The 23,779-nt window shown below is 61.2% G+C and carries 21 protein-coding genes; 16 read left to right on the top strand and 5 right to left on the bottom strand.

The genetic code is table 11. The features are described from left to right. Window positions 1-236 precede the first annotated feature (236 nt). The 15 genes from AC1DNK_RS25030 (at window position 237) to AC1DNK_RS24960 (ending at window position 19,235) form a co-directional block, all read left to right on the top strand. Complete coding sequence (locus AC1DNK_RS25030) at window positions 237-1,772, top strand: DHA2 family efflux MFS transporter permease subunit (RefSeq protein WP_477943842.1); 1,536 nt, start codon at window positions 237-239, stop codon at window positions 1,770-1,772. Between the two features lie 233 nt (window positions 1,773-2,005). Then, complete coding sequence (locus tag AC1DNK_RS25025; protein WP_112390050.1) at window positions 2,006-3,037, top strand: substrate-binding domain-containing protein; 1,032 nt, start codon at window positions 2,006-2,008, stop codon at window positions 3,035-3,037. Between the two features lie 71 nt (window positions 3,038-3,108). Then, on the top strand, window positions 3,109-4,653 hold the full coding sequence (locus tag AC1DNK_RS25020) for a sugar ABC transporter ATP-binding protein (RefSeq protein WP_477943841.1): 1,545 nt from the start codon (window positions 3,109-3,111) through the stop codon (window positions 4,651-4,653). A gap of 28 nt (window positions 4,654-4,681) precedes the next feature. Continuing rightward, window positions 4,682-5,671, top strand: a complete 990-nt coding sequence (locus AC1DNK_RS25015; protein WP_112515323.1) for an ABC transporter permease — start codon at window positions 4,682-4,684, stop codon at window positions 5,669-5,671. Window position 5,672: 1 nt separating this feature from the next. After that, window positions 5,673-6,677 carry a sugar-binding transcriptional regulator gene (locus AC1DNK_RS25010; protein ID WP_477943840.1) on the top strand — a complete coding sequence of 335 codons (1,005 nt, stop codon included), beginning with the start codon at window positions 5,673-5,675 and terminating at the stop codon, window positions 6,675-6,677. After that, window positions 6,674-7,669 carry an aldo/keto reductase gene (locus AC1DNK_RS25005; protein WP_477943839.1) on the top strand — a complete coding sequence of 332 codons (996 nt, stop codon included), beginning with the start codon at window positions 6,674-6,676 and terminating at the stop codon, window positions 7,667-7,669. The genes AC1DNK_RS25010 and AC1DNK_RS25005 overlap by 4 nt, the downstream gene beginning before the upstream one ends. A 12-nt stretch (window positions 7,670-7,681) precedes the next feature. Further along, window positions 7,682-9,427 (top strand): glycerol-3-phosphate dehydrogenase/oxidase, encoded by a 1,746-nt coding sequence (locus tag AC1DNK_RS25000; protein ID WP_477943838.1) that lies wholly within the window; start codon window positions 7,682-7,684, stop codon window positions 9,425-9,427. After that, window positions 9,400-10,242 carry a class I fructose-bisphosphate aldolase gene (locus AC1DNK_RS24995; RefSeq protein WP_442209603.1) on the top strand — a complete coding sequence of 281 codons (843 nt, stop codon included), beginning with the start codon at window positions 9,400-9,402 and terminating at the stop codon, window positions 10,240-10,242. Before AC1DNK_RS25000 ends, AC1DNK_RS24995 begins: the two co-directional genes overlap by 28 nt. Window positions 10,243-10,273: 31 nt before the next feature. Then, on the top strand, window positions 10,274-11,803 hold the full coding sequence (locus AC1DNK_RS24990) for an FGGY-family carbohydrate kinase (RefSeq protein ID WP_477943837.1): 1,530 nt from the start codon (window positions 10,274-10,276) through the stop codon (window positions 11,801-11,803). Window positions 11,804-11,805: 2 nt separating this feature from the next. Next, window positions 11,806-13,419, top strand: a complete 1,614-nt coding sequence (locus AC1DNK_RS24985; protein ID WP_477943854.1) for a GMC family oxidoreductase — start codon at window positions 11,806-11,808, stop codon at window positions 13,417-13,419. 363 nt (window positions 13,420-13,782) lie between these two features. After that, window positions 13,783-15,129 (top strand): LLM class flavin-dependent oxidoreductase, encoded by a 1,347-nt coding sequence (locus tag AC1DNK_RS24980; protein ID WP_477943836.1) that lies wholly within the window; start codon window positions 13,783-13,785, stop codon window positions 15,127-15,129. 26 nt (window positions 15,130-15,155) lie between these two features. Continuing rightward, window positions 15,156-16,001 carry an ABC transporter permease gene (locus AC1DNK_RS24975; protein ID WP_112390040.1) on the top strand — a complete coding sequence of 282 codons (846 nt, stop codon included), beginning with the start codon at window positions 15,156-15,158 and terminating at the stop codon, window positions 15,999-16,001. A gap of 56 nt (window positions 16,002-16,057) precedes the next feature. After that, window positions 16,058-17,062 (top strand): ABC transporter substrate-binding protein, encoded by a 1,005-nt coding sequence (locus AC1DNK_RS24970; RefSeq protein WP_477943835.1) that lies wholly within the window; start codon window positions 16,058-16,060, stop codon window positions 17,060-17,062. Window positions 17,063-17,073: 11 nt separating this feature from the next. Continuing rightward, entirely contained in the window at window positions 17,074-17,844 is a 771-nt protein-coding gene (locus AC1DNK_RS24965) for an ABC transporter ATP-binding protein (protein WP_477943834.1), read from the top strand. A gap of 35 nt (window positions 17,845-17,879) precedes the next feature. Then, window positions 17,880-19,235: an LLM class flavin-dependent oxidoreductase gene (locus AC1DNK_RS24960; RefSeq protein WP_477943833.1), complete on the top strand. Its 1,356-nt coding sequence runs from the start codon at window positions 17,880-17,882 to the stop codon at window positions 19,233-19,235. 63 nt (window positions 19,236-19,298) lie between these two features. On the opposite strand, the gene AC1DNK_RS24955 is transcribed toward AC1DNK_RS24960, so the two are convergent. Continuing rightward, the gene (locus AC1DNK_RS24955) at window positions 19,299-19,814 is read right to left on the bottom strand and encodes a PAS domain-containing protein (protein ID WP_477943832.1); all 516 of its coding nucleotides are present in this window, start codon (window positions 19,812-19,814) and stop codon (window positions 19,299-19,301) included. Window positions 19,815-19,997: 183 nt separating this feature from the next. On the opposite strand from AC1DNK_RS24955, the gene AC1DNK_RS24950 reads away from it, so the two are divergent. Further along, the gene (locus AC1DNK_RS24950) at window positions 19,998-20,492 is read left to right on the top strand and encodes an IclR family transcriptional regulator domain-containing protein (RefSeq protein WP_477943831.1); all 495 of its coding nucleotides are present in this window, start codon (window positions 19,998-20,000) and stop codon (window positions 20,490-20,492) included. Here the strand turns inward: AC1DNK_RS24950 and AC1DNK_RS24945 are convergent. From AC1DNK_RS24945 to AC1DNK_RS24930, 4 genes are read right to left on the bottom strand one after another with little or no spacing between them, the layout of a single operon-like run. Further along, complete coding sequence (locus tag AC1DNK_RS24945) at window positions 20,426-21,253, bottom strand: shikimate dehydrogenase family protein (RefSeq protein WP_477943830.1); 828 nt, start codon at window positions 21,251-21,253, stop codon at window positions 20,426-20,428. The two genes, AC1DNK_RS24950 and AC1DNK_RS24945, sit on opposite strands and share 67 nt — an antisense overlap. Continuing rightward, entirely contained in the window at window positions 21,250-22,335 is a 1,086-nt protein-coding gene (locus AC1DNK_RS24940; RefSeq protein ID WP_477943829.1) for a Gfo/Idh/MocA family protein, read from the bottom strand. The genes AC1DNK_RS24945 and AC1DNK_RS24940 overlap by 4 nt, the downstream gene beginning before the upstream one ends. Before the next feature lie 11 nt (window positions 22,336-22,346). Then, window positions 22,347-23,075, bottom strand: a complete 729-nt coding sequence (locus tag AC1DNK_RS24935; protein ID WP_112390091.1) for an amino acid ABC transporter ATP-binding protein — start codon at window positions 23,073-23,075, stop codon at window positions 22,347-22,349. A gap of 55 nt (window positions 23,076-23,130) precedes the next feature. Beyond that, on the bottom strand, window positions 23,131-23,775 hold the full coding sequence (locus AC1DNK_RS24930) for an amino acid ABC transporter permease (protein ID WP_477943828.1): 645 nt from the start codon (window positions 23,773-23,775) through the stop codon (window positions 23,131-23,133). Between the last annotated feature and the right edge of the window lie 4 nt (window positions 23,776-23,779).

The raw sequence follows: 23,779 nt of genomic DNA, 5'->3' as shown, positions 1-23,779 counted from the left end.
ATGCCCCTTTGATGATGACCTAGTGTCATTGGCCCGGACATGCAAGGCTGGGGCCTGGGATGATCGTTTCATCCGCTAGCTATCGGCGCGTATAGGGCCATGCCATTGTGGCAGGAGAGGTTCGTCCTCGCCTTCGGATCTGCGGCTCGATGCCCTCTTGTTTTCGATTGCCAATGCCGTGACGCTGACGGTGCGCCAATCGGATCGATAACGCGGCTCTCTGGAGGGCCAGAACCATGCCTGATGTTGCAGACGCCAGTTCGAAGCCCGTGCTCGTGTGGACCGGCTTTCTGGCGATGTGCATAGGCATGTTCATGGCCATCCTCGACGTTCAAGTCGTTGCGACTTCGCTGCCGACAATCCAGTCAGCGTTGGCAATCGACCCGGACCAGATGAGCTGGATACAGACCGCCTACCTGATCGCTGAAGTGGTCGCGATACCCCTGACCGGTTTTCTGACGCGCCTCCTCAGCATGCGGTGGCTGTTCGTCGCCTCCCTGAGCCTCTTTGTTGTCGCGTCGGCCGGCTGCGCCACGAGCGGCAGTTTTGACGGCCTCGTTGCCTGGCGCGTTCTTCAGGGCTTCTCCGGCGGCACATTGATCCCCTCGGTATTCTCGGCGGTCTTCATCCTTTTCCCCGCGGAGCGGCAAACAATTGCGACGACTATTGCCGGCGTCCTCGCGGTTCTCGCGCCGACGGTCGGGCCTATCGTCGGCGGCTGGCTGACGGAGACCTATTCGTGGCACTGGCTGTTTCTGGTCAACGTCATCCCTGGCATCCTCGCGGCACTGGTTGCCGCGCGATCGCTGCCGCGGGAAACCGGCGACATTTCCGAGCTCCGAAACCTTGACATATCAGCGCTTATGCTGATGGCGGCGAGCCTCGCATCACTGGAAATCGCCTTGAAGGAGGCTCCGACCAGCGGCTGGGGGTCGCTCTACGTCATCTCGCTTCTCATCTTGTCGATCGGATCGGGATTTGCCTTCGCCGCGCGGACGTTGCGCCGGTCGCGGCCGCTGGTGAACCTCAACAATTTCCGCGACCGGAACTTCCTGGCGGGATCGATCCTCAGCTTCATCCTTGGCATCGGCCTGTTCGGATCGGTCTATCTGATGCCGGTCTTTCTGGCTTTTGTCCGCGGACATAACGCCCTGGAGATCGGCATGACCATGCTTGTCACCGGGATAACCCAGCTTGCGACGGCACCGATCGCCGTGGCGCTGGAAAAGCGCGTGGATGCCAGGCTGTTATCTGCCTTCGGCTTTGCGCTATTTGCGGCGGGTATCGCCATGAGTGCCTTCCAGGATCCACGTTCCGATTACGATGCGATGTTCTGGCCGCAGGTTGTCCGCGGCGCCGCGATCATGTTTTGCCTTCTGCCGCCAACGCGCCTGGCGCTCGGAACGCTGCCACCAGACCGGGTCCCGGATGCGAGCGGGCTCTTCAACCTGATGCGCAACCTCGGCGGCGCCATCGGTATCGCTCTGATCGACACGATCATCTACACCCGGTCGGATCCGCTGGGGCAGGCGCTTTTGGTGCGGCTGCAGGCTGGGGATGTAAAGGCCGCGGCATTCGCTGGAATTCCAATGCAAATGATCGCTGGTCAAAAAGGACCGCTGAGCGAGGAGACGATGGCGGCGATCGACCCGCTTGTGCAAACTGCGGCGACAGTGCTGGCCCTCAACGAGGCATGGATGGTCATGGCCGTTCTTACAGCGTGCGCGATGCTGTGTCTGCCCTTTGCCCGAAGAGTTGCTTCGGCCGGGTGATGCAGCAGGGTGATCGACCACGGAATACTTGTCCACCAAAACATTCCACGGTTTGAAACCTCACTTCTCGGCTTCTTTATGAAATATATTTCATTGCATGAATTATATTGACAGTACTCATTGCCTCAAGCTAACTGACATTACCGGCGTTCGAGGAGGAAATCCGGTTTCACGAAAAAGGCGCAAGCGCGCCGTCGGCTTTTTGGGAGGGGCTTCGGCCTCGAGGAGGAACTTTGCGCAATTTTCTAGGCACAACTGCGATAGCCCTTTTGGCTGCCGCGACATTGAGCACTGCAGCATCGGCAGCGGAAACAGACAACCCGTTTCGTTGCAAGCCGGGCGAAAAATACGTGATGAACGTGATGGTTTCGGGCGTCGAATACTGGTTTCCGGTCTATGAAATGTTCAAGCAGGCAGGTCAGCAGCTCGGTTGCGAGACCGCCTATACCGGCACACCGGAATATGACGTCAACAAGCAGATCGCGACCTTCGATCAGGCTCTGGCTCAGAACCCAGCCGGAATTCTCGTTCACCCGATGAATTCTGACCCCTTCATCGAGCCGATCAACCGGGCGATCGACCAGGGCACGGCCGTTGTCACCTTCGCGGCGGATTCACCGCTTTCCAAGCGCATTTCCTTCATCACCTCGGACAACACGCGCGAAGGCACCTATGCCGCTGATGCGATTGCCGAGAAACTGGGTGGTAAGGGCGAGTATGCGGTTCTGGAAAATCCGGGACAGGACAACCACGACAAGCGCATCGCCGCCTTCATCGCCCGCATGGATGAAAAATATCCGGACATGAAGCTCGTCGGCCGGGCTGCTTCGAACCAGGATCCGAACAAGGCCTACCAGGGCCTGATGAGCCTGGTTCAGGCACATCCGAACCTCAACGCCGTCTTCATGCCGGAAGCGAACTCTGCAATCGGTGCGGCTCAGGCCAACAAGGAAAGCGGCGGCAAGATCCTGGTGATGTGCGCCGACGTCAACGCCAATATTCTCGACATGATCAAGGCCGGCGAAGTGTTCGGTTCGATCAATCCGAACCAGGGCATGCAGGGCTATATGGGCTTCATGATGCTTTGGCTTGCCAAGCATCCCGAACTGATCGATCCGATGAACGATGCCAAGCGTTCGGGCTTCAACCCGATGAGCATTCCCTTCGTCGATAACGGCCTGTCGATCGTGACGGCTGCCAATGCCGATGATTTCTATTGGGACAAGTATCTGAAGCGCCGTGGTACCAAGGGTATCGAGGAATAAGCTTTCAGCAAGGCTGCCTGGGGTGAGGAGATTCCGGGCAGCCACGCAGAGCAGGAAGGAGGGAGATTGTCATGGTTCACGCGCCGGTCTTGGAGATACGCAATGTCAGCAAACGCTTTGGCGCGATCAAGGCTCTGACAGAGGTGACGTTTTCCCTTGAAAAGGGCGAGGTTCATGCTCTCTGCGGTGAGAATGGCGCGGGAAAATCGACGTTGATGAACATCATCGCCGGCGTATTGCAGCCGAATGAGGGAGAAATCCTTGTCGATGGCGCAGCGGTCAAGATCGCTTCCCCTGCCTTTGCCCAGTCGCTGGGTATCGGCCTCGTTCACCAGGAAATCGCGCTCTGCCCGGATGCGACGGTTGCCGAGAACATGTTCATGGCGGCAACCAACCGCCGCCGCTCGCCCTTCATGAATTTCGCCAGGCTGGAGCGCGAGGCGCAGGCGGTGATGAACCGCCTTGCTCCGATCGACGTCCGCCAGAAGGTCTGCGATCTGCCGATCTCGAGCCAGCAGCTGGTCGAGATCGCCAAGGCGCTGACGCTCGACTGCCGCGTCCTGATCTTCGACGAGCCGACGGCGGCGTTGACCGAGGCTGAAGCGCAAGTATTGTTTGGCATCATCAACGATCTGAAAGCCCAGGGCATATCGATCGTCTATATCAGCCATCGCATGGCCGAGATCTTCAGTCTCTGCGACCGGGTCACCGTCTTTCGCGACGGACGTTATGTTTCGACGGAGAACGTGTCCGAAATCACGTCGGAAGACATTGTCCGCCGTATGGTCGGCCGCGAAATCACGCAGCTCTATCCCGAAAAGCAGCCTGTTTCCGAGCGCGGGGGAGAGCCCATTTTGTCCATCCGCGATCTCGGCGACGGCAAGCGCTTCCATGATGTCAGCTTCGAGCTGCGGAAGGGGGAAATCCTGGGGATCGGCGGTCTGATCGGCTCCGGCCGGACGGAGATCGCGGAAGGAATCTGTGGCCTGCGCACCGTAACCGAAGGCGACGTCAAGCTGGAAGGCAAGGCATTGCGGACGGCATCCTATGCAGATGCGGTTCGGGCGGGCGTGGTCTATCTGTCGGAGGATCGCAAGGGTTCTGGCGTCTTCCTCGATCTGTCGATCGCGCAGAATATCGCCGCTCTCGATCTGAAATCGCTGACCGGGCGGTTCGGGCTCCTGAACACGAAGGCGGAGGCAGAACGGGCAACGGATCTCGCGCGCCGCCTGGGCGTCCGCATGGGTGGCATCGACATGCCGGTCTCATCGCTTTCCGGCGGCAACCAGCAGAAGGTGGCGATCGCCAAGCAGCTGGCGGTCGATCCGAAAGTTATCCTCATGGATGAGCCGACCCGCGGGATCGACGTCGGTGCCAAGTCCGAGATTCACCGGCTGCTTCGCGATCTCGCGCGGTCCGGGATCGGCATCGTCGTCATCACCTCGGAGCTGCCCGAGCTGCTCGGTCTTTGCGACCGGGCGGTCGTCATCCACGAAGGCCGGGTTGCCGGCGAACTCGAAGGCGAGGCGATGACCGAAGAGGCGATCATGCGGCTAGCCTCCGGTGTCGGCACGCGGCAACACTTCACAACAAAGGCATCAGAGCATGCCGTCTGAAGAAAAAGCAGGGGCAGGAGACCAAACAATGACAGATCACGCATTGGCGGCGGCGAAGGAACGGCCCTCTTCCTGGAAGAGATTCGGAACGATGCGGGAGGCGGGGCTGATCGCTATCATTCTCGCACTGTGCGTGCTCATGAGTTTCGCCTCTCCACACTTTCTGACGCTCGGCAATTTCAGAGCCATGCTGATGTCCTTCTCAGTGGAAGGCATCGTCGTGGTCGGCATGACCATCCTTCTGATCGTCGGCGGTATCGATCTGTCCGTCGGGTCCGTCGTCTGTTTCTCGATGGTGCTGTCAGGCTCGCTGTTTCTGATGGGCCTCGATCCGTGGAGCGCGTCGCTGATCGGAATTCTCGCGAGTGCGCTGATCGGTTGCGCGATGGGTTTCTTTGTCACGGTCATCGGCCTCAACCATTTCATCACCTCGCTCGCGGCGATGGTCATCGTGCGTGGGGTCTGCCTGATCATCACCAAGGGAACGCCGCTCTCGCTGTTCACGCTGCCGCCGTCGTTCAAGGCGGTCGGGCAGGGAACGTTCTACGGGGTGCCTTACGTCATCCTGATCTTCGTGGCGGTCGTTGCCATCTTCGATTTCCTGCTGCGCCGGGCGACCGCCTTCCGCAAGGTTTTCTATACCGGCAGCAATGAAAAGGCAGCGCTCTATTCCGGGATCAAGACAGACCAGGTGAAGTTCTGGGTGACGGTTCTCTGCGCCACGCTGTCAGGTGTCGCCGGCGTCATCTACATGTCGCGCTTTGGTGCGGCCACCCCGACCTTCGGCGTCGGCATGGAGCTTAACATCATCGCGGCAGCTGTTATCGGCGGTGCATCTCTCAGCGGCGGGTCCGGGACAATCCTGGGTGCTATCCTCGGCATTGCACTTCTTTCGGTCGTCACCAGCTCGCTCATTCTGCTCGATGTCTCGGTTTACTGGCAGGACATGATCAAGGGCTGCATTCTGCTGGCGGCGGTTTCCATCGACCATTTCCTTCACAAGCGGAAGGCTATCTGACATGCGGATTGCAAAACCGAAATCTCCCGCCGCACCGCGCGAAGAAATCGTCATTGCGCGGCAGATGCATCAAGCTCTGGTGCTGCACTTCCTTGAAGGACTGACGCAGGCACAAATCGCCGACCAGCTTGGCATCTCGCATGCCACCGTCAACCGGCTGATCAAGCGCGGGCGCCAGCTCGGCCTCGTTGAAATCAAGATCAAATCGCCGGTCGAGCCGTTGGTCGACATGGAAGAACAGCTTCTGGCTCTCGGCGGCATCAGCCGTGCCATCGTGGTGCCGACCGTCTCCGACAATCCGCAGACGGCTTTGCAGGCGGTTGGCGAGGCGGCAGCACGTCTGCTTCTGGAGCAGATTGCCGACGGGGACACGATATGCATCACCGGTGGCAAGGGCGTCAGCGCTGTCGTTGCCGGTCTTCAGGCGCCGCGCCGTTTCGATGTCGAAGTCATTCCGGCAACGGGCTGTGTGCAGGGCAAGCACTATACCGATGTGAACCACGTCTCGACGATGATGGCGGATAGGCTGGGGGGCCGGTCATACCAGATCCACGCGCCTCTCTTTGCCGACAGCGCGGCCGAGCGCGGCATGCTGATCAACATGCGTTCGGTTGCCGATGTCTTCAAAAGAGCGCGTGAGGCCAAGGTGGCGATCGTCGGCATCGGCTCGATCCTATCCGACGACTCCAGCTATTACGATCTCCATCCGTCTTCCAGCACCGACCGCGCCGCGATCGAGCGCTCGGGTGCCTCATGCGAACTGCTTGCTCACTTGCTCGATGACGCAGGCGATATCTGCGACTACAGCCTCAACCGTTCTCTCGTGTCGCTGACGCTGCCGGAATTCGCGTCGATCCCGACGAAGATCGGCGTGGCAAGCGGGCCGAACAAGGCGGGTCCTATCCTCAGCGTCATGCGCGGCCACCATCTCGATACGCTGGTCACCGACGAGGCGACCGGTGCACGCGTTCTGGCGCTTGCAAGCTCGGAAGGAGGACGCGCATGAGCGGGCAGCAATTGACACGCGAAATCGGACGTTCGGGCGTCGCCGCCTCGGCGGTCGGCCTTGGCACCTGGGCTATCGGCGGCTGGATGTGGGGCGGCACGGACGAGGCGGAATCGATCTCCGCGATCCAGGCCTCGCTCGACGCCGGTGTGACCTTGATTGACACGGCGCCGGCCTATGGTCTCGGCCGGTCGGAAGAAATCGTTGGCAAGGCGCTCGCCGGCCGACGCGACAAGGCGGTCATCGCAACGAAGTGCGGCCTGGTCTGGCATACGGACAAGGGAACGCATTTCTTCGATCAGGACGGCAGGCCTGTTCACCGCTATCTCGGCCGCGATGCGATTTTCCATGAAGTCGAAGAGAGCCTGCGCCGCCTGGACACCGACTATATCGACCTCTACATCACGCATTGGCAGGACCCGACGACGCCGATCGAAGAAACGATGCGGGCGCTCGAAGATCTGAAAACATCAGGCAAGATCCGCGCGATCGGCGCCAGCAATGTCAGTGCCACCGAGCTCAAGGCCTGTATTTCCGCTGGCGGTCTGGATGCCATCCAGGAGCGTTTCAGCATCATCGACAGAGAGATCGAGGCCGATTTGTTGCCGCTGACCGGCGCAAACGGCATTGCGACGCTGAGCTACTCTTCTCTCGCACTTGGCCTCCTGTCCGGCGCGATCGGGCCTGAGCGGGTCTTTTCCGGGGATGACCAACGGCGGGACAATCCGCGCTTCTCTGTGGCTAACCGCGAGAAGGCGCTGGCTTTTGCCACGGCCATCCGGCCGGTCGCCGACAAGCACAGGGCCAGCATCGCGCAGACGGTCATCGCCTGGACGCTTGCCCAGCCCGGCGTCACTTTCGCGCTGTGCGGCGCCCGCAATCCGGCACAGGCGATCGACAATGCCCGGGCCGGAACCATACGGCTGGACGCGGAAGATCAGTCGGCCATCGACGCAGCCATCTCAGCGAAACTGACCGATATGGACAGGTAACGGATCGCCATCATGAATCGTGAAGAGACGTTGGACGGGCTTCGCCAAAGCCCGAAAGTGGACGTGTGTGTCATTGGCGGCGGTATCAACGGCATCAGCGTCTTCCGGGAGTTGGCGCTACAGGGGGTCAATGTGCTTCTCGTCGAGAAGCACGATTATTGCTCTGGTGCGAGCGCGGCGTTGTCACGCATGGTGCATGGCGGCCTTCGCTACCTGGAGAATGGCGAATTCAAGCTGGTGCAGGAATCGCTGATGGAGCGTGACCGGCTGCTGCGCAACGCCCCGCACTATGTTGCCCCTCTGCCGACGACAGTGCCGGTTTTCGATATCTTCTCGGGGCTCGGCAACGGCATCGTCCGCTTCCTGGGCTTGACCCGCCGGCCAAGCCGACGCGGCGCCGTTGCGATCAAGGCGGGGCTCTGCATCTATGACTTCCTGATCCGCAAGCGGGCCATGATGCCGTTGCACCAGTTTCGCAGCCGGCGGGCCACTCTCGCCAAGTGGCCGGCGCTCAATCCTGATATCCGGAGCTCCGCCACCTACTACGACGCCTGGGTGAGCCACCCGGAGCGGCTTGGCATCGAACTGCTGGACGACGGACTGTCGGCGCAACCACAGGCGCGTGCATTGAACTACGCGGAGATCACCGGGAAAGCCGGCGGCTATGCCCTCCGCGACAGTATCGGCGGCGCGTTGGTGGCGATCGAGCCGGCACTCATCATCAACGCAACGGGCGGATGGATCGACATTACCAACAACACGCTCCTTATGCCGGATGCCCGCCCGGCACCTCTGATGGGAGGAACCAAGGGCTCGCATCTCATCATCGACAATACGGCTCTCCACGATGCGCTTGGCGGCCACATGATCTATTACGAAAACGAGGATGGCCGGATCTGCATCCTGTTTCCCTATCTGGGCAAGGTGCTGGTCGGCTCCACCGATATTCGCGTCGAAGACCCGGAAACGGTGCGCTGCGAGGCCGACGAGCGCGACTATATCCTCCAGTCGCTTGCCTTCGTCCTGCCGGGGATCGAGATCCGGCCGGAAGAGATCAGCTTTCAGTTCTCCGGCGTGCGGCCGCTGCCGGCGAGCACGGACAGTTTCACCGGCCGCATCCCACGCGATCATTTCTGCACGGTCATCGACGCCGATGACGGCGGTGCGGCGGTGGTGTGCATGATCGGCGGCAAATGGACGACGTTCCGGTCCTTCGGCGAATTGGCAGCAGACATCGCGCTGGAACGGCTGGGCAGGCAGCGGCAGATCTCGACCGCTGACCGGGCAATCGGCGGCGGGCGGAGATTTCCACTCGATCGTGCAGCCTGGATCGCTGAAGCCGCGGCGGGAAAAGGGCTCCCCGCGGCGCGCATGGCAGCGCTTTTCTCTCGCTACGGCACAGAAGCGGAGGCGATCGCGAGCTTCATCGCAGCCGCACCCGATGCAAGCATGCCGCATGCGGACTACTCGGCGCGCGAACTGCTTTTTCTTATCCGCAACGAAGCGGTCGAACGGCTGGACGATGTGCTTCTCAGGCGAACCACCCTTGCCATAAGCGGTGATCTGTCCCTGCAGATGGTGGATGCCGTGCTCGATCTTATTGCAACCGAGAGATCCTGGACGCCGGCGCAGCGCGAGGCCGAACGCGCCCGCTTTCTCACCCTCTTGCGCGAACGTCACGGCGTTGCCGAAAGCACACTTTTCGAACGGAATGAACAAAGGAGCATGGAATGCGAAACAACAGCAAAGTCCGGATGAACAGGCTGTTCGGTGGTGGCCGTTGCCTGGACGTGGCAATCGATCATGGAGTGTGCAACGAGCCGTCGTTTCTGAGCGGCCTGGAAGACATGCAAACGGTCGTCCGGGCCCTGGTCGATGCGGCGCCCGATGCAATCCAGATGAATTACGGCCAGGCCGACCTGCTGCAGGATGTTGCGGGCAAAGACAAGCCGGCGCTGGTCATGCGCGTCGATATGGGCAATCCGTACAACAGCACGCGCCACCGCCACATGTGGGCCGTGCTGCAGAACGAGGCGGAACCTCTGATCGGCGCCATCGAGATGGACGCGGCCTGTGTCGTCGTCAATCTGTTCATGCTGCCGGATGAGCCGGACCTGTTCCGCCAATGTGTCCAGAACATCGCCCGCATCCGTGCGGATTGCGACAAATACGGCATGCCGCTGATGATCGAACCGCTGGTGATGCAGCCGGTCGACAAGGCCGGCGGCTATATGGTGGACGGTGACGCCGACAAGATCGTCACCCTGACCCGCCTTGCCCGTGAGATGGGAGCCGATATCGTCAAGGCAGACCCGACGACCAATGCCGAGGATTTTCACCGGGTTGTCGAGGCGGCGCGGTGCCCGGTGCTGGTGCGTGGCGGCGGCAAGGAAGACCTTCGTGCCGTCTTTGGCAAATCGGCGGCCTTGATGCGGCAGGGCGCGGTCGGCATGGTCTATGGGCGCAACATCTATCAGCACGCCAACCCCAGTGCGGTTGTTCGAGGATTGATGGCGATCGTGCATGACGATGCTGGCGGCGACGATGCCTTCGAGCTTTATCAGCGCGGCTAAGACTCAATAAAAACCTTGGGAGGGGTTCCGCATGGCACGTTATCTACTGGGGCTGGACGCCGGCAACACGGTCATCAAGGCCGTGATTTTCGACGCGGAGGGCAATGAAATTGCCGCCGCATCCGCGGAGGGACACAGCCGGATGCCGCATCCCGGCCACGTAGAGCGTGGGCTCGACGAACTCTGGTCGAATGCCCGCAAGGTCATTCGCCGCTGCATTGAGCAGGCCGCCATCGAACCCGGGGATATTGCCGGCGTCGGCTGTGCCGGTCATGGAAACGGCCTCTATGCACTGGATCGGGGCGGAGAGCCGCTGCTCGGCATCCAATCGCTCGATACGCGAGCCGCTGCGCTGGTGGAGGAATGGCAGTCGCAAGGCGTCGGCGATCGGACACATCCGATCGCCCGGCAGCGTCCCTGGCCATCGCAGACGCCAACCTTGCTGGCCTGGCTGAAGCGTCACCGGCCGGACCTGTTCAATCGTATCGGCACGGTGTTCCTCTCCAAGGATTTCGTCGTCAACCGGCTGACCGGCCGCCGTGTCAGCGATGTGTCCGATATGTCCGGAGCTGGCCTGCTCAATCTTGCCGAGCGTCGCTATGACGCCGCACTGATGGAGGCCTACGGTCTTGGTGACCAAATGGATCTCCTGCCGCCGCTGATCGAAAGTGCGGATATCGCCGGTACGGTGACTGAAGAAGTCTCCCGGCAAACGGGACTTGCCACGGGCACGCCTGTGGTCGGCGGGCTGTTCGATGTGGTCGCGTCGGCCCTCGGCTCTGGCGTATCGCGCACCGGCAGTGCGTCGATCATCGCAGGTACGTGGAGCATCAATCAGGTTATCATCGATGGCCCCGACCTCGACGGGCCGGTCTTCATGTCATCGACCTTCGATCGCACCCGCTACATGGCGATGGAGAACAGCGCCACCTCGGCTGCCAATCTCGAATGGCTGGTCAAGGAGTTCTTCGAGGGCGATCACTCAGCGGCCAGTTCGCCATTTGACGCATGCTGCGCGCTAGCTGGGGCGATCGATCCGGCCGCAGACGATCCGCTCTACCACCCCTATCTCTATGGTGCTCAGCAGGACGGCCATGCGCGCGCCGGCTTCTACGGCATTGCGGGTTGGCATAGCAAAGGCCATCTGGTGCGCGCGGTGCTCGAAGGTGTCGCGTTCGGTCACCGTCAGCATATCGAGACGATCCGGAAGGCAGGCGCAGTCTTCAACGAAGCGGTGCTGTCAGGGGGTGGATCGCGAAGCCTCATCTGGCCACAGATCTTCGCCGATGTGCTTGGCGTTCCCGTCACCGTTGCCCGCTCGCGTGAGACCGGCGCACTTGGCGCTGCGATCGCGGCCGGCACCGGCGTCGGTCTTTTCGCAGACTTTGAAGCAGGTGCCGAAGTAATGGTCCGCGTTGAGCGGCACTACCGGCCGGACACCACGCTGGAAGCGCATTATGCACGACGCTACGCGCTCTACACCGACATCGCCGAGGCGATGGCGCCCCTTTGGCGGCGGCTGACGGCAGTCCCTCCTGCTTCGGCGGAGGCCGCGGCTTGACCATGCACAGAGATGAGACGCCGGTTGATGCAGGAACCTATGACTTCATAATTGTTGGCGCTGGATCGGCAGGGTGTGTCTTGGCAAACCGGCTGTCGGCCAATCCAAACAATCGCGTTCTGCTTCTGGAAGCTGGCGGAAGTGACCGTTACCACTGGGTCCATATTCCGATCGGATACCTCTTCTGCATGGGTAATCCGCGGACGGATTGGATGATGACGACGATGCCGGAGGCTGGCCTCAACGGGCGTTCGCTTCCCTATCCGCGCGGCAAGCTTCTCGGCGGCTGCTCCTCGATCAACGGAATGATCTACATGCGCGGCCAGGCCGCCGACTATGATGGGTGGCGTCAGGCGGGCAATGCCGGTTGGGGCTGGGACGACGTCCTTCCATATTTCCGCAAGTCGGAAGACAACTACCGGGGAAGTTCCGAAATCCACGGCGCGGGCGGTGAATGGCGCGTGGAGCGTCAGCGCCTCTCATGGCCCGTTCTCGATGCCTTTCGGGATGCGGCCGAGGAACTCGGCATTCCAAAGACGGATGATTTCAATGGGGGCGACAACGAGGGCTCCGGTTATTTCGAGGTCAACCAGCGGGGTGGGATGCGCTGGAACACCACAAAGGCCTTCCTCCGGCCCGCCATGAGATGCCCCAATCTCCGCGTCCTGACCGCGGCGGAAACGGAAAAACTCCAGTTCGACGGCCGGCGGGTCACCGGCGTCCGCTTCCGGTCGAACGGCAAAATGCATCATGCGCAAGCTTGCCGCGAGGTCATCCTTTCCGCCGGCGCGATCAACTCGCCGAAGATATTGGAGCTCTCCGGGATCGGCAGACCCGATGTTCTTCAATCGGCCGGAATCGATGTGGTTCACCCGCTTGATGGCGTCGGCGAAAACCTGCAGGACCACCTGCAAATCCGCACGGTCTTCCGTATCGAAGGCGCAAGAACGCTGAACCAGCTCTATCACAACCTTCTTTCCCGCGCGGGAATGGGGTTGGAATATGCACTGCGCCGCTCCGGCCCTCTTTCCAAGGCCCCGAGCCAGCTGGGCATCTTCGCAAAAAGCGATCCGTCGCTGGCAACCGCGGATCTTGAGTATCACGTTCAGCCGCTCAGCACCGACAGGCTCGGCGAGCCGCTGCATCGCTTCCCTGCCGTCACGGTCTCTGTGTGTAACCTCCGCCCCGAAAGCCGCGGCACGGTCCATATCTCAGGGCCAGACACGTCGGTAGCTGCGGATATAAGGCCAAACTATCTCTCGACCGCCGGCGACCGTATCGTGGCGGCGAGATCGATCCGTCATGCCCGCAGTCTGATGCAGGCCAAGGCAGTGTCGCGCTTCGCGCCCAAGGAGATGCTGCCGGGCGCAGAGTTTCAGAGTGACGAAGACCTGATCCAGAGAGCGGGCGATATAGCGACGACGATTTTTCATCCGGTTGGAACATGCCGGATGGGAAGCGATGAACATGCAGTCGTTGATCAGGAATTGCGTGTCAGAGGGATTGTGGGGCTGAGGGTCGTCGATGCGTCTGTCATGCCGACGATTGTGTCGGGCAATACCAATTCACCTGTCATTATGATTGCCGAGAAGGCCGCCGACATGATTGCCAATTAGCCGGGCTGTCGTGATGCGGCACCGCCCAAGACATTGAGCCACGCCAGGCAAACATCACGCGTGCTTCTTGCCGTCAACGACGGTTCGCCGAACGTATCGGACGTCACCTTGGAGCCTGAACTGATCGTCCGAGGCAGCACCCGATAGAGATAGCTTCGGGATAACTGCGCCTTCCGCCGAAGCTATTCGGCTCGCCGCCTTTACCGATATGTCCGGCAAATTAGAAAAATAATTTAGCGGGTCGTAAAGCGAAGGAATTAATAGCCTATCAAATTTCTAGATTTCATCGAATTTTATGTCGCGTTCCGATGCTTCCGGTGGCCGATCCCTTCGCCATCGCAAATGGAACCGAGGAGGAATTCGGTGGCACGACAGATCAGATTGGGCGCGTTTCTACCTGGCGGTGGCCAGCATATTGCTTCGTGGCGCCACCCGGACCAGCCGGTCGATGGCGCAACCAACCTCCAGTTCCACATCAAGCTCGCGCAGGAAGCCGAACGCGGCCTGTTCGATGCCTATTTCCTGGCTGACGGGCTCGCGGTTGCCTTTGGCGGCGGCATCGAAGGCGGAAACGCAAGGGTCGTCGGATTTGAACCCGTGACACTTTTCTCCGCTCTTGCGCCGTTTACAAAGCATCTGGGCTTCATCGCCACAGCATCGACGACCTATGAAGAGCCATATTCGGTGGCCCGCAAGTTCGCCTCGCTTGATCTGATTTCCGGCGGGCGAGCGGGATGGAACGTCGTCACGACAGCGACGGAAGCAGCAGCCCGGAATTTCAACCGGGACCAGCAGCTTCCCCATGCCGCACGATACCGCCGCGCAGCCGAGCATGTGAGTGTCGTCAAGAAGCTCTGGGAAAGCTTCGAGGACGATGCCTTCATCCGTGATCGCGAAAGCGGTGTTTATTTCGACGTGAACAAGGTCCACCGTACGGATCACCGCGGCGAGCATTTCAAGGTCGAGGGACCGCTGAATGTCAGCCGCTCCCCGCAGGGTCACCCGGTCATCGTTCAGGCGGGCCAGTCCGACGACGGCCGCGACCTTGCCGCGGCTACCGCCGAGGTGATTTTCACCGCCCACCAGAAGCTCGATACCGCGCAAGAGTTCTATCGCGACATCAAGGCCCGTGCCCGGACGCATGGACGCAATCCAGCTCATGTTCTGGTCATGCCGGGCGTCTCGCCATTTGTCGGCCGGACGGAAGCCGAAGCGCGCGAAAAATACGAACGTCTGACGAGCTTGATCATCGAGGAAGACGGTCTCGCTCTCATCAACGCATTAAGCGGCGGCGAGCTTGATCTTGCCGGCGCCGATCTCGATGGCCCGCTCCCGGCAGCGCCGCCGACGGAAGGGATGAAAAGCCGCCAGGACTTGATCCGCCGCATCGCCGACGAAAACAATTTCTCGATCCGGCAGCTTTACCAGTGGATCGCCTCCGCAAGGGGACACTACACGATCGTCGGCTCGGCCGTGCAGATTGCCGACACGCTTCAGGAATGGTTCGAAAATGAGGGGGCGGACGGCTTCAACATCCTGCCGCCGTGGCTGCCCACCGGCCTCACGGACTTTGTCGATCTGGTGATCCCGGAGCTGCAGCGCAGAGGGCTGTTCCGCACCGCCTACGAGGAGAACACGCTCCGCGGCAATCTCGGCCTTCCTTTCCCGCATACCCGCTGGGCAAGCGCAGCGTCTGAAGCCGCGGAATAGCAAAAAGCCAACAAGGAGACATGCAGATGGCAATCAATGATGACCAGCCAGCCGTATTGCAGGGCTTTCAGGCCGGAGCTTTCTGGCGGGAAGGGGCAGGCAGAGAGTTTCTTTCTTTCACCGGAAACATCTTCTCCCGCTGGGGGCTTCTCATCGCATTCGCCGTCTTCTGGCAGATCGCACCGTCAATGGGCTGGACCAACAAGGCCGTCCTGCCGCCGCTCAGCATCATTGTCCAGGCGCTCTGGAACGGAATTGCCGCTGGTACCTTCTCGAATGATATCCTGATCAGCCTGCAACGGGCCGGTATCGCCTTCGGAGCGGCGGCTGCCGTCGGTATCCCGCTCGGGCTGTTCATGGGGCAGATCCGCGTCATCGAGCGCGCCCTCGACCCGATCCTCCAGCTTTTCCGCCAGACCTCTGCGCTTGCGCTCTATCCCGTCTTCATTCTGCTGCTCGGGCTTGGCGAAGCGTCGAAGATCTTCGTCATTTTCTGGGCGACGCTGTTTCCGATCCTCCTGTCGACGATCGGCGGGGTGAAGCAGGTCGATCCCAAGCTTCTCGAAATGGCACGCGTCTATGGCGCCGGCCGCTTGACCATCTTCCGCCGTGTCGTGCTGCCGGCGGCATTGCCCCAGATTTTCGTCGGGTTGCGCCTTTCCGCCACGACAGCCCTCCTGCTCTTGATTGCTGCGGAGATGATCGGCGCGAATTCCGGCGTCGGTTTCCAGGTCATGAATGCGCAATACAACTTCCAGATCCCGATGATGTTTGCCGCGATCCTGCTTCTGGCGCTGCTCGGGCTATCCGCGAACTTCGTCCTCGAACGCCTGCAGGCCCGGCTTTGCCGTTGGACCAGGGTCAAGAACTGAAACGCATGCTTCTCAGCCCGACAAAGGGCTGATCCACCAAAACTCAGGAGATTGAAATGCACATTCTGCGCCGTTCCGGCGGTCACGCCCTCGCGCTCACCGCCGGCCTGTTTCTAGCCGCTTCCACCAGTTTCGCCGCCGCTGCCGAACCGGAGCAGGTGACGATCCGGTTCCTCGCCAGCCAGGGTGGCCTTGCTGCCCACGAACTGGCGGATGCGCTGGGCTACTTCAACGGCACCGGCATTACGCTCAAGAATGTCGGTTACGCGCAGGGCGGTCCGGCATCGCTCTTTGCACTCGCCTCCGGCGATGTCGAGCTCGGCAGCGCTGCGACCGCAGCCGTTTTGAACTCGGTCGCCAGCGGCAATGATTTCATCGCGGCCTATGCTTCGAACGGCATCAACAAGACGACGGAAAGCATTTTCTACACGCTTGACGGAAGTCCGATCCATTCGATCAAGGATCTGGCCGGCAAGACGATCGCCGTCAACACGCTTGGTGCGCATCTGGACTACACGGTCCGTGAGGCGCTTCATTCGGTCGGCCTTCCCGAGAATGCCGCAAAGCTCGTCGTCGTGCCGGGCCCGCAGCTCGAGCAGGTCCTTCGCTCGAAGCAGGTTGATATCTCCGCGTTCGGCTATTGGCAGAAGACCTTCGAAGGCGCTGCCCTGAAAAATGGCCCGCTGCAGAAGGTCTTCGGGGATACCGACGTTCTCGGCGAAATCGCCGGCGGCTTCGTCGTTCTGCGCCGCGATTGGATCAAGGAGCATCCGCAGGCTGCCAAGGTCTTCGTCGAAAAATCCGAAGCGGCCCTCGAATATGCGCGCCTGCATCCCGAAGAGACGAAAGCCGTCATCGCAAAGGTGCTCGCTTCGCGCGGTGAGAATGCCGATATCGCCCAGTATTTCACCGGCTACGGTGTGCGCGAAGGTGGCAAGGCGGTGACCCGCGATCTGCAGTTCTGGATCGACATCCTGGCACGCGGCGGCGTTCTTCAGCCGGGCCAGCTCAAGGCCGAGGATATTCTCTACAATCCTGCCAACTTCGCAGTCGCGAACTGAGGAGATCAGCGATGAGCATCGCCGAACCGGCAGTCCGTGGCGAAGTCACGATCCGAAACCTCTCGAAATCCTATTCGATCAAGGGCCGTCGTCTCGACGTGCTTCAGGGCGTCAGCAATCACATTCGCGCTGGGGAAAGTCTTGCGATCGTCGGTGCATCAGGGTCGGGCAAGACAACGCTGCTTCGGGTGCTTGCGGGGCTTGAGGATGCCGATCGCGGCGAGGTTCTGATAGACAGGCAGCCGGTTCGCGGTGTTGGCCGCGACCGGGCGGTTATTTTTCAGGAACCGCGGCTGCTGCCTTGGCTGAGCGTGCTCGACAATGTCGCCTTTTCGCTGGAAAATCGTGGGCTAGGCAAGTCGGAAGCCCTTGCAAGCGCCAGGCATTACATCAAGCTTGTCGGCCTCAGCGACTTTGCCGATGCCCTGCCATCGCAGCTTTCGGGCGGCATGGCGCAACGCGTCGGCATCGCGCGGGCGCTTGCCGTCAAGCCCGAGATCCTGCTGCTGGACGAGCCGTTCGGAGCGCTCGATGCGATGACGAAAATCACCATGCAGGAGGAGCTGGCGCGCATCTGGCGCGAAGAGCGGGTGACGATGATCCTCGTTACGCATGATCTCGAGGAAGCCGTCTATCTGGCCGACAGGGTGCTGATCCTGCCCAAGGACAAAGGCGGGCGGACGCGCGAGATCGAGGTCGATCTTCCAAGGCCGCGAAACCGCAGCGAGCCGCGCTTCGTGCGGCTGCGCGAACAATTGCTGAATGAATTTGGCCTGCATTGATGGCGCGCCGCAAGCGCGTTTGAAGGGAGACTTTTATGCCTAGACGTGACCGCCAAATGAGCCTCGGTGCTTTCCTGCTCTATACGGGACATCATGTTGCCGCATGGCGCCATCCAGGCGCATCCGACAGCACCCGCTTCCGGGACTTTGCGCAATTCGCACGCATCGCCGAAGATGCCAAGTTCGATGCTGTCTTCCTTGCAGATGGCGTCAGCGCCCGTATCAACGATGCGGCGGCCGCGAGCCGCAAGGCTCATTCCGGGTTCTATCCCTTCGAACCCGTCACGTTGCTATCGGCCTTGTCGGCGGTCACGAGCCGGATCGGCTTGGTGGCGACGGCATCCACCTCTTTCTCCGATCCCTACAACCTTGCGCGGCAGTTTGCGTCGCTCGATCATCTTTCGGATGGCCGGGCAGGGTGGAACCTCGTTACCTCTGCGGATCAGGGCGCCGCCTTCAACTTCAGCCGCGACGCCATCATTGCACATGCCGATCGTTATCGGCGAGCTGAAGAGTTCGTCGATGTCGTGACCGGCCTGTGGGATAGTACCGATGATGACGCCTTCAGCCGCGACCGGGAGAACGGGATCTATTTCGATCCCGAGAAAGTCCGCGCGCTTGACCACCGCGGCACCTTCTTCCAGGTGCGCGGACCGCTGAATATTCCCCGACCTCCTCAGGGACGGCCTGTCGTCATCCAGGCGGGCTCCTCCGAGCCGGGCAAAGAGCTTGCGGCACGAACGGCAGAAGCGGTTTTCACGGCACAGCAGACATTGGCGGGCTCGGTTGCCTTCTATAGCGATCTGAAGGGGCGTCTCTCGAAATACGGGCGCTCCGCGGATGACCTCAAGATTCTGCCCGGAGTTTTCCTCGTCGTCGGAAAGACCAGGCAGGAAGCGAGCGACAAGTTCGAGCAGTTGCAAAGCCTTCTTGAGCCGTCTGTCGGGCTGGACATGCTCGCCGATCTTGCGGGCGTGGAGGACATAAGGACGATGCCGGTCGATCTGTTGATATCGGATCTGCCGGAGACCGAGGGCGGGAAGAGCCGGAGGGCGCTTTTCCTCGAGCTTGCGGCTCGCGAGAACCTGACGCTTCGTCAGCTTTACGAGCGCGTGGCGGGCGCCCGCGGCCACTGGCAGATTGTCGGTTCCGCCGAGGAAATCGCCGACGAATTGGAGGAGCGTTTCGTCAACCATGGGGCCGACGGTTTCAATATCATGTCACCGGCGCTGCCCTGGGGCCTGTCGGACTTCGTGGAGCTCGTCGTCCCGGAACTGCGCCGCCGCGGCCTCTTCAGGCAGGAATATCAGGGGCATACGTTGAGGGATCATCTCGGTCTTTCCCGGCCAGGCTTGCAGCAGGGCGCACTTCCGAAGGTGGCGGCCGAGTGATGTGAGGGCGCGCGCGCTACGGCGATCGCTTCGGATGCCGTGCGGGAAACGCGGCGCCCGTTCTCAGTGAATGGACGTATCGTGCTCGGAACGCCGGCCGTAACGGCGCAGAGCTTGGCCTAAAAGCTCCACCATTTCCATTTCGCCGCATCGCCGCGCCAGATCATGCGCCTGCAGGCAATGCCAGAAGAGCCTCTCCGATGGCATCGGCTGGCCGATTGACGGGTAGACAATGCCCGCATAGTGCGAGGGCGTGCCGTTCGCGTCTCGAAAGCATCGCCCGAATGCCGAGACGCCGACCTCCGTGGCATCCGGCCGCACGATCCGGTAGTCGCGCTGGTAAGCTTCGCCCGTGACGATCGCTTCGTGAATGGCCTTGGCAACATCTGGTCTGTCGTCCTCACGGATGCGGTCGAGAAACCGGACGATCGGCAGACCACGCTCGGCTTCGCGCGAATCCAGCCCAAAGAGATCGGCCAACGCGGCATCGGCATAGACAGTGTCGTCGCTCAGCTGCCACATGAATATCCCGGCATCGGCGGACCGCGCTGCAGTGTCTTCGGTCATATAGTCGTTCATCCGGCCGCCGCCCCAAACTGAAACATTTTACGGTCCTTTAATCTCATCTGCGGAATCGTTTTGCTATCCCGAGAAATCGGGATGCGGGCAAATATTTCAAGGCGTTAGCTTTCTAACATTGATCGGCATTGCGACGCCTGGTCGGAGTTCGGCCTTCACACAATTGGTGCATTAAACTGCACATTGTCGGCGTCCTCCGGCGTTCGGGATACGGTTTCCGGTCAAAAGGGGCGTTCTTCCACATCAGGGCAGCCGCCACGCAGCAGAGATGCCACTGATCTGGTACGGCTTCGGAACGGCTCCTGCAGCCGAGACCGTGCGAAAGCGCGGCTATGCAACAGATCTGCAGGAGTAGAGAACGGCGTCTGCTGTGTTGCGGCTCCCATTCGCGGCCGGTCAGGCGATGTCGTCGGCGCGATTTCCGCCTCGGCGGTGGAACTGCGGATGACGCCCGAGCGCATCGCGTTTCTGGGACCGGAGCTTTCCAAGTCGCAACCGATATCTCCCATCGGCTGGGCTGGCGCTCTCCCGATCAGGGCAATCGCGGCCATTCCGAATTCAACGACGTTTTCAGCGACTGAGGGCAGCTCGCCCCGTTCTCGATCTCATGGTCAAATCCGCGCGACGGCACGCAGCTCTTCGGCGGTCGTGACGGGAAAGCCGAAGAATTCGAGATAGGCCGGAATCTGCTCGAAGAGCATGTCGGTGCCGACCTGGAATTTGCAGCCTCTGTCGCGCGCGGCGTCAAGGAACGGCGTGATCTCGGCTTTCATCACGACTTCGCCGACGAAGGTTTCCGGCGATAGACGCGAGACATCGACGGGCAGCGGATCGCCCTTGCGCATGCCAAGCGGCGTCGCGTTGACGACGATGTCGAAACCATCGGGATCATTCGATCCTGACGTTACCGCCGTTTGCGGATAGTGTGCGTTCAACCGGGCCTTCAATCCATTCAACGCTGTCTCGCTGGCGTCGTGAAGCGCAATGTGCTTCACACCCGCGGCGGCAAGGGACGCGGCGATCGCCGATCCGACGCCGCCGGTGCCGACGATAAGAACCTTGGTGCCCTCGACCCGCTGGCCCTTGCGGACCAACCCGCGGACGAAACCTTCGCCATCGAACATGTCGCCGATCAGCTGCCCGTCAGCGCCGAGCTTTACCGCATTGCAGGATCCTGCCACCTTCGCATTTGTCGAGATCTCGTCGAGCAGGCCCATCGTCGTGGTCTTGTGCGGCATGGTGACGAGGGCGCCATGGATATTGGACAGACGGAAGACCAGCTTCAGAAAATCGGGATAGTCTTGCGCCTTGCATCCCATCGGCACGACGACGGCATCGATGCCGTGCTTGTCGAAATAGGGATTGTAGATCAGCGGCGCCTTGAAGGTTTCCGTGGGGTAGCCGAGATGGGCAATCAATCGGGTCGTGCCGCTGATCATGACAACCGTTCCTTCTCGCGCCGTGCATCGGCCTTGAGGTGAACGGTCATCCCTGAACGCGCCGATGCCTTGATCGCTTCGATGACGCGCAGTGTCTCCAGACCTTCCCGTCCGCTGACGAGTGGATTGGCGTTGCCACAGATGACGTCGCAGAAGTGATTGAGCTGAGCGGCAAGCGGCTCGACGGCATCGAAGGGCAGGCGCTCCTTGACGAGGCGTTCCAGCCAGTTCGGGGCTCCGGCGTTTGTCCAGAGCGTCATTTGCGGAATGGAGAGCGAGCCGGCGGTGCCGCCGATCTGGTAGCATATCTGATCCTGCCGGGGGTAAGACGGGTTCTCACCCGCCGTCATTTCCCAACTCCAGGGCGATGCTGCGGCGTCCGACGCGTTGAACGTGGCGAGGACACCGCTTTCAAAGCGCATGACCACGACAGCGGTGTCTTCGACCGGATATCCGCGTGCCGAACTTGACTGCATGGCGTGCACGCTGTCGACATTCCCGAAGAAGTACCGGAAGAGATCGACGTCATGGATCATGTTGATGAGGATCGGGCCGCCGCCTTCTTCGCGCCGCCACTGAGCGGTGAAGTAATCCTCAGGCTTGGCAACCCAAAAGGTGCCCTGCGCCGTCAGCACCTTGCCGAGCCGTCCCGTCTCCAGAGCGGCTTTGACGGCTTGAGCCATGGGGTTATGGCGGCGGTGATGACCGACGAGGATCGGCACACCTGCGGCCTCCGCCGAGGTGACGATGATTTCGGCGCCAGCGGCATCGTCGGCGATAGGCTTTTCGATGAGAGCCGGCAGCCCTGCTTGAACCGCTTCAATGGTATTTTCGACATGCAACTGGTTCGGTGTCGCGATGACGACGCCGTCGAGCGTGCCGCCTGCGAGCGCTGCGGCAAGCGAGGGGAACCATGGCGCTTTCTTCCCTGCCGCATATTCGCGGGCTGCATCCGTCGGATCGATGATCGCGGCAAGTGCCGTGCGCCGTCCGGCGCCGATCGCCTCGATATGGCGCTTGCCGATCAGGCCCGCGCCCATGACCGCGATTTTCAGGGATGCCGTCTGCTGGTGGGTCGCCATTGCACTCGAACCTAGTTACGCAGGATTTCGCCAAGAAACTGGCGGGTGCGCTCGTGGCGCGGATTGGTGAAGAACTCGGCCGGGTGCGCCTCCTCGACGATCGCGCCGCTGGCCATGAAGATGACCCGGTCGGCGACCTGCCGCGCGAAGCCCATTTCATGGGTCACGCAGATCATCGTCATGCCCTCCTCGGCGAGACTGATCATCGTATCGAGCACTTCCTTGACCATTTCCGGGTCAAGCGCCGAGGTTGGCTCGTCGAACAGCATCACCTTCGGGCGCATGCACAGCGCCCTGGCGATCGCCACGCGTTGCTGCTGGCCGCCGGAAAGCTGGACCGGATATTTGTTGGCCTGCTCGAGGATCTTCACTCTGGCGAGCAGCGAGCGGGCGCGTTCCTCGGCTTCGGCCTTTCCTGCGCCAAGCGCCCGCATCGGTGCCAGCATGCAGTTTTCGAGCACCGTCAGATGCGGGAAGAGATTGAACTGCTGGAAAACCATGCCGACTTCGCGGCGGATCGCATCGATCGCCTTGGCCTGGTTGCCAAGCAGGATGCCGCCAACGCGGATCTCGCCTTTTTCGTAGCTCTCCAGATGGTTGATGCAGCGGATAAGGGTCGATTTGCCGCTACCCGAGGGGCCGCAGAGCACGATCCGCTCGCCGGTGCGTACCGACATGTTGATGTCGTGAAGCGCCTGAAATGCGCCGTACCATTTCTCCACGTGGCTCATGGTGATCATGGTTTCGGTCGATGATGTGGAAAGGCTGGTCATGGTCTGGTTCCCATCGCGGCGGTCAGCGGGCGGCAGAGGCGGCGAAGCGCCTTTCAAGCCGCGCACCAAGGATCGTCAGCGGGCAGCACATCAGGAAATACAGCGCGCCGACGATGCCGAAGACGGTCAGCGGCTCAAAGATCTGGTTGGAGATCATGTTGCCGGCGCGGGTGAGCTCGGTGAAACCGACGATCGAGGCGAGCGACGTTCCCTTGATCAGCTGTACGAGGAAGCCGACGGTGGCGGGGAGCGAGATACGGATCGCCTGCGGCAGGATCACGTCCTTCATCCGCGACATATATTTGAGGCTGAGGGCCTTTGCCGCCTCGGTCTGGCCGCGCGGTACGGCATCGATGGAGCCTCGCCAGATTTCGCCGAGATAGGCACTGGCATGGAGCGTCAGGCCGATGGCGACCGCCAGCCAAGCGTCGAGCTTCAGCCCGATCAGGGCGAGGCCGTAATAGACGACGAAAAGCTGCATCAGCAGGGGGGTGCCCTGGAAAACCGCGATGTAACCGGCCGTCGCCCGCTCCAGCAGCGGGATCTGCGACGTGCGCGCCAGCGCCACGCCGAGCCCGGCGATGCCGCCGCAGACAAAGCCGATGGCCGAAAGAAGAACGGTCCATTTCAGACCGATCAGGAGGAAGATGAATTCTTCTCTGCCCATGGCT

This window comes from Rhizobium sp. 01N424 (genome assembly GCF_056399485.1).
The sequence above is the reverse complement of the archived record's forward strand: the minus strand, read 5'-3'. Positions and strand labels throughout refer to the sequence as shown.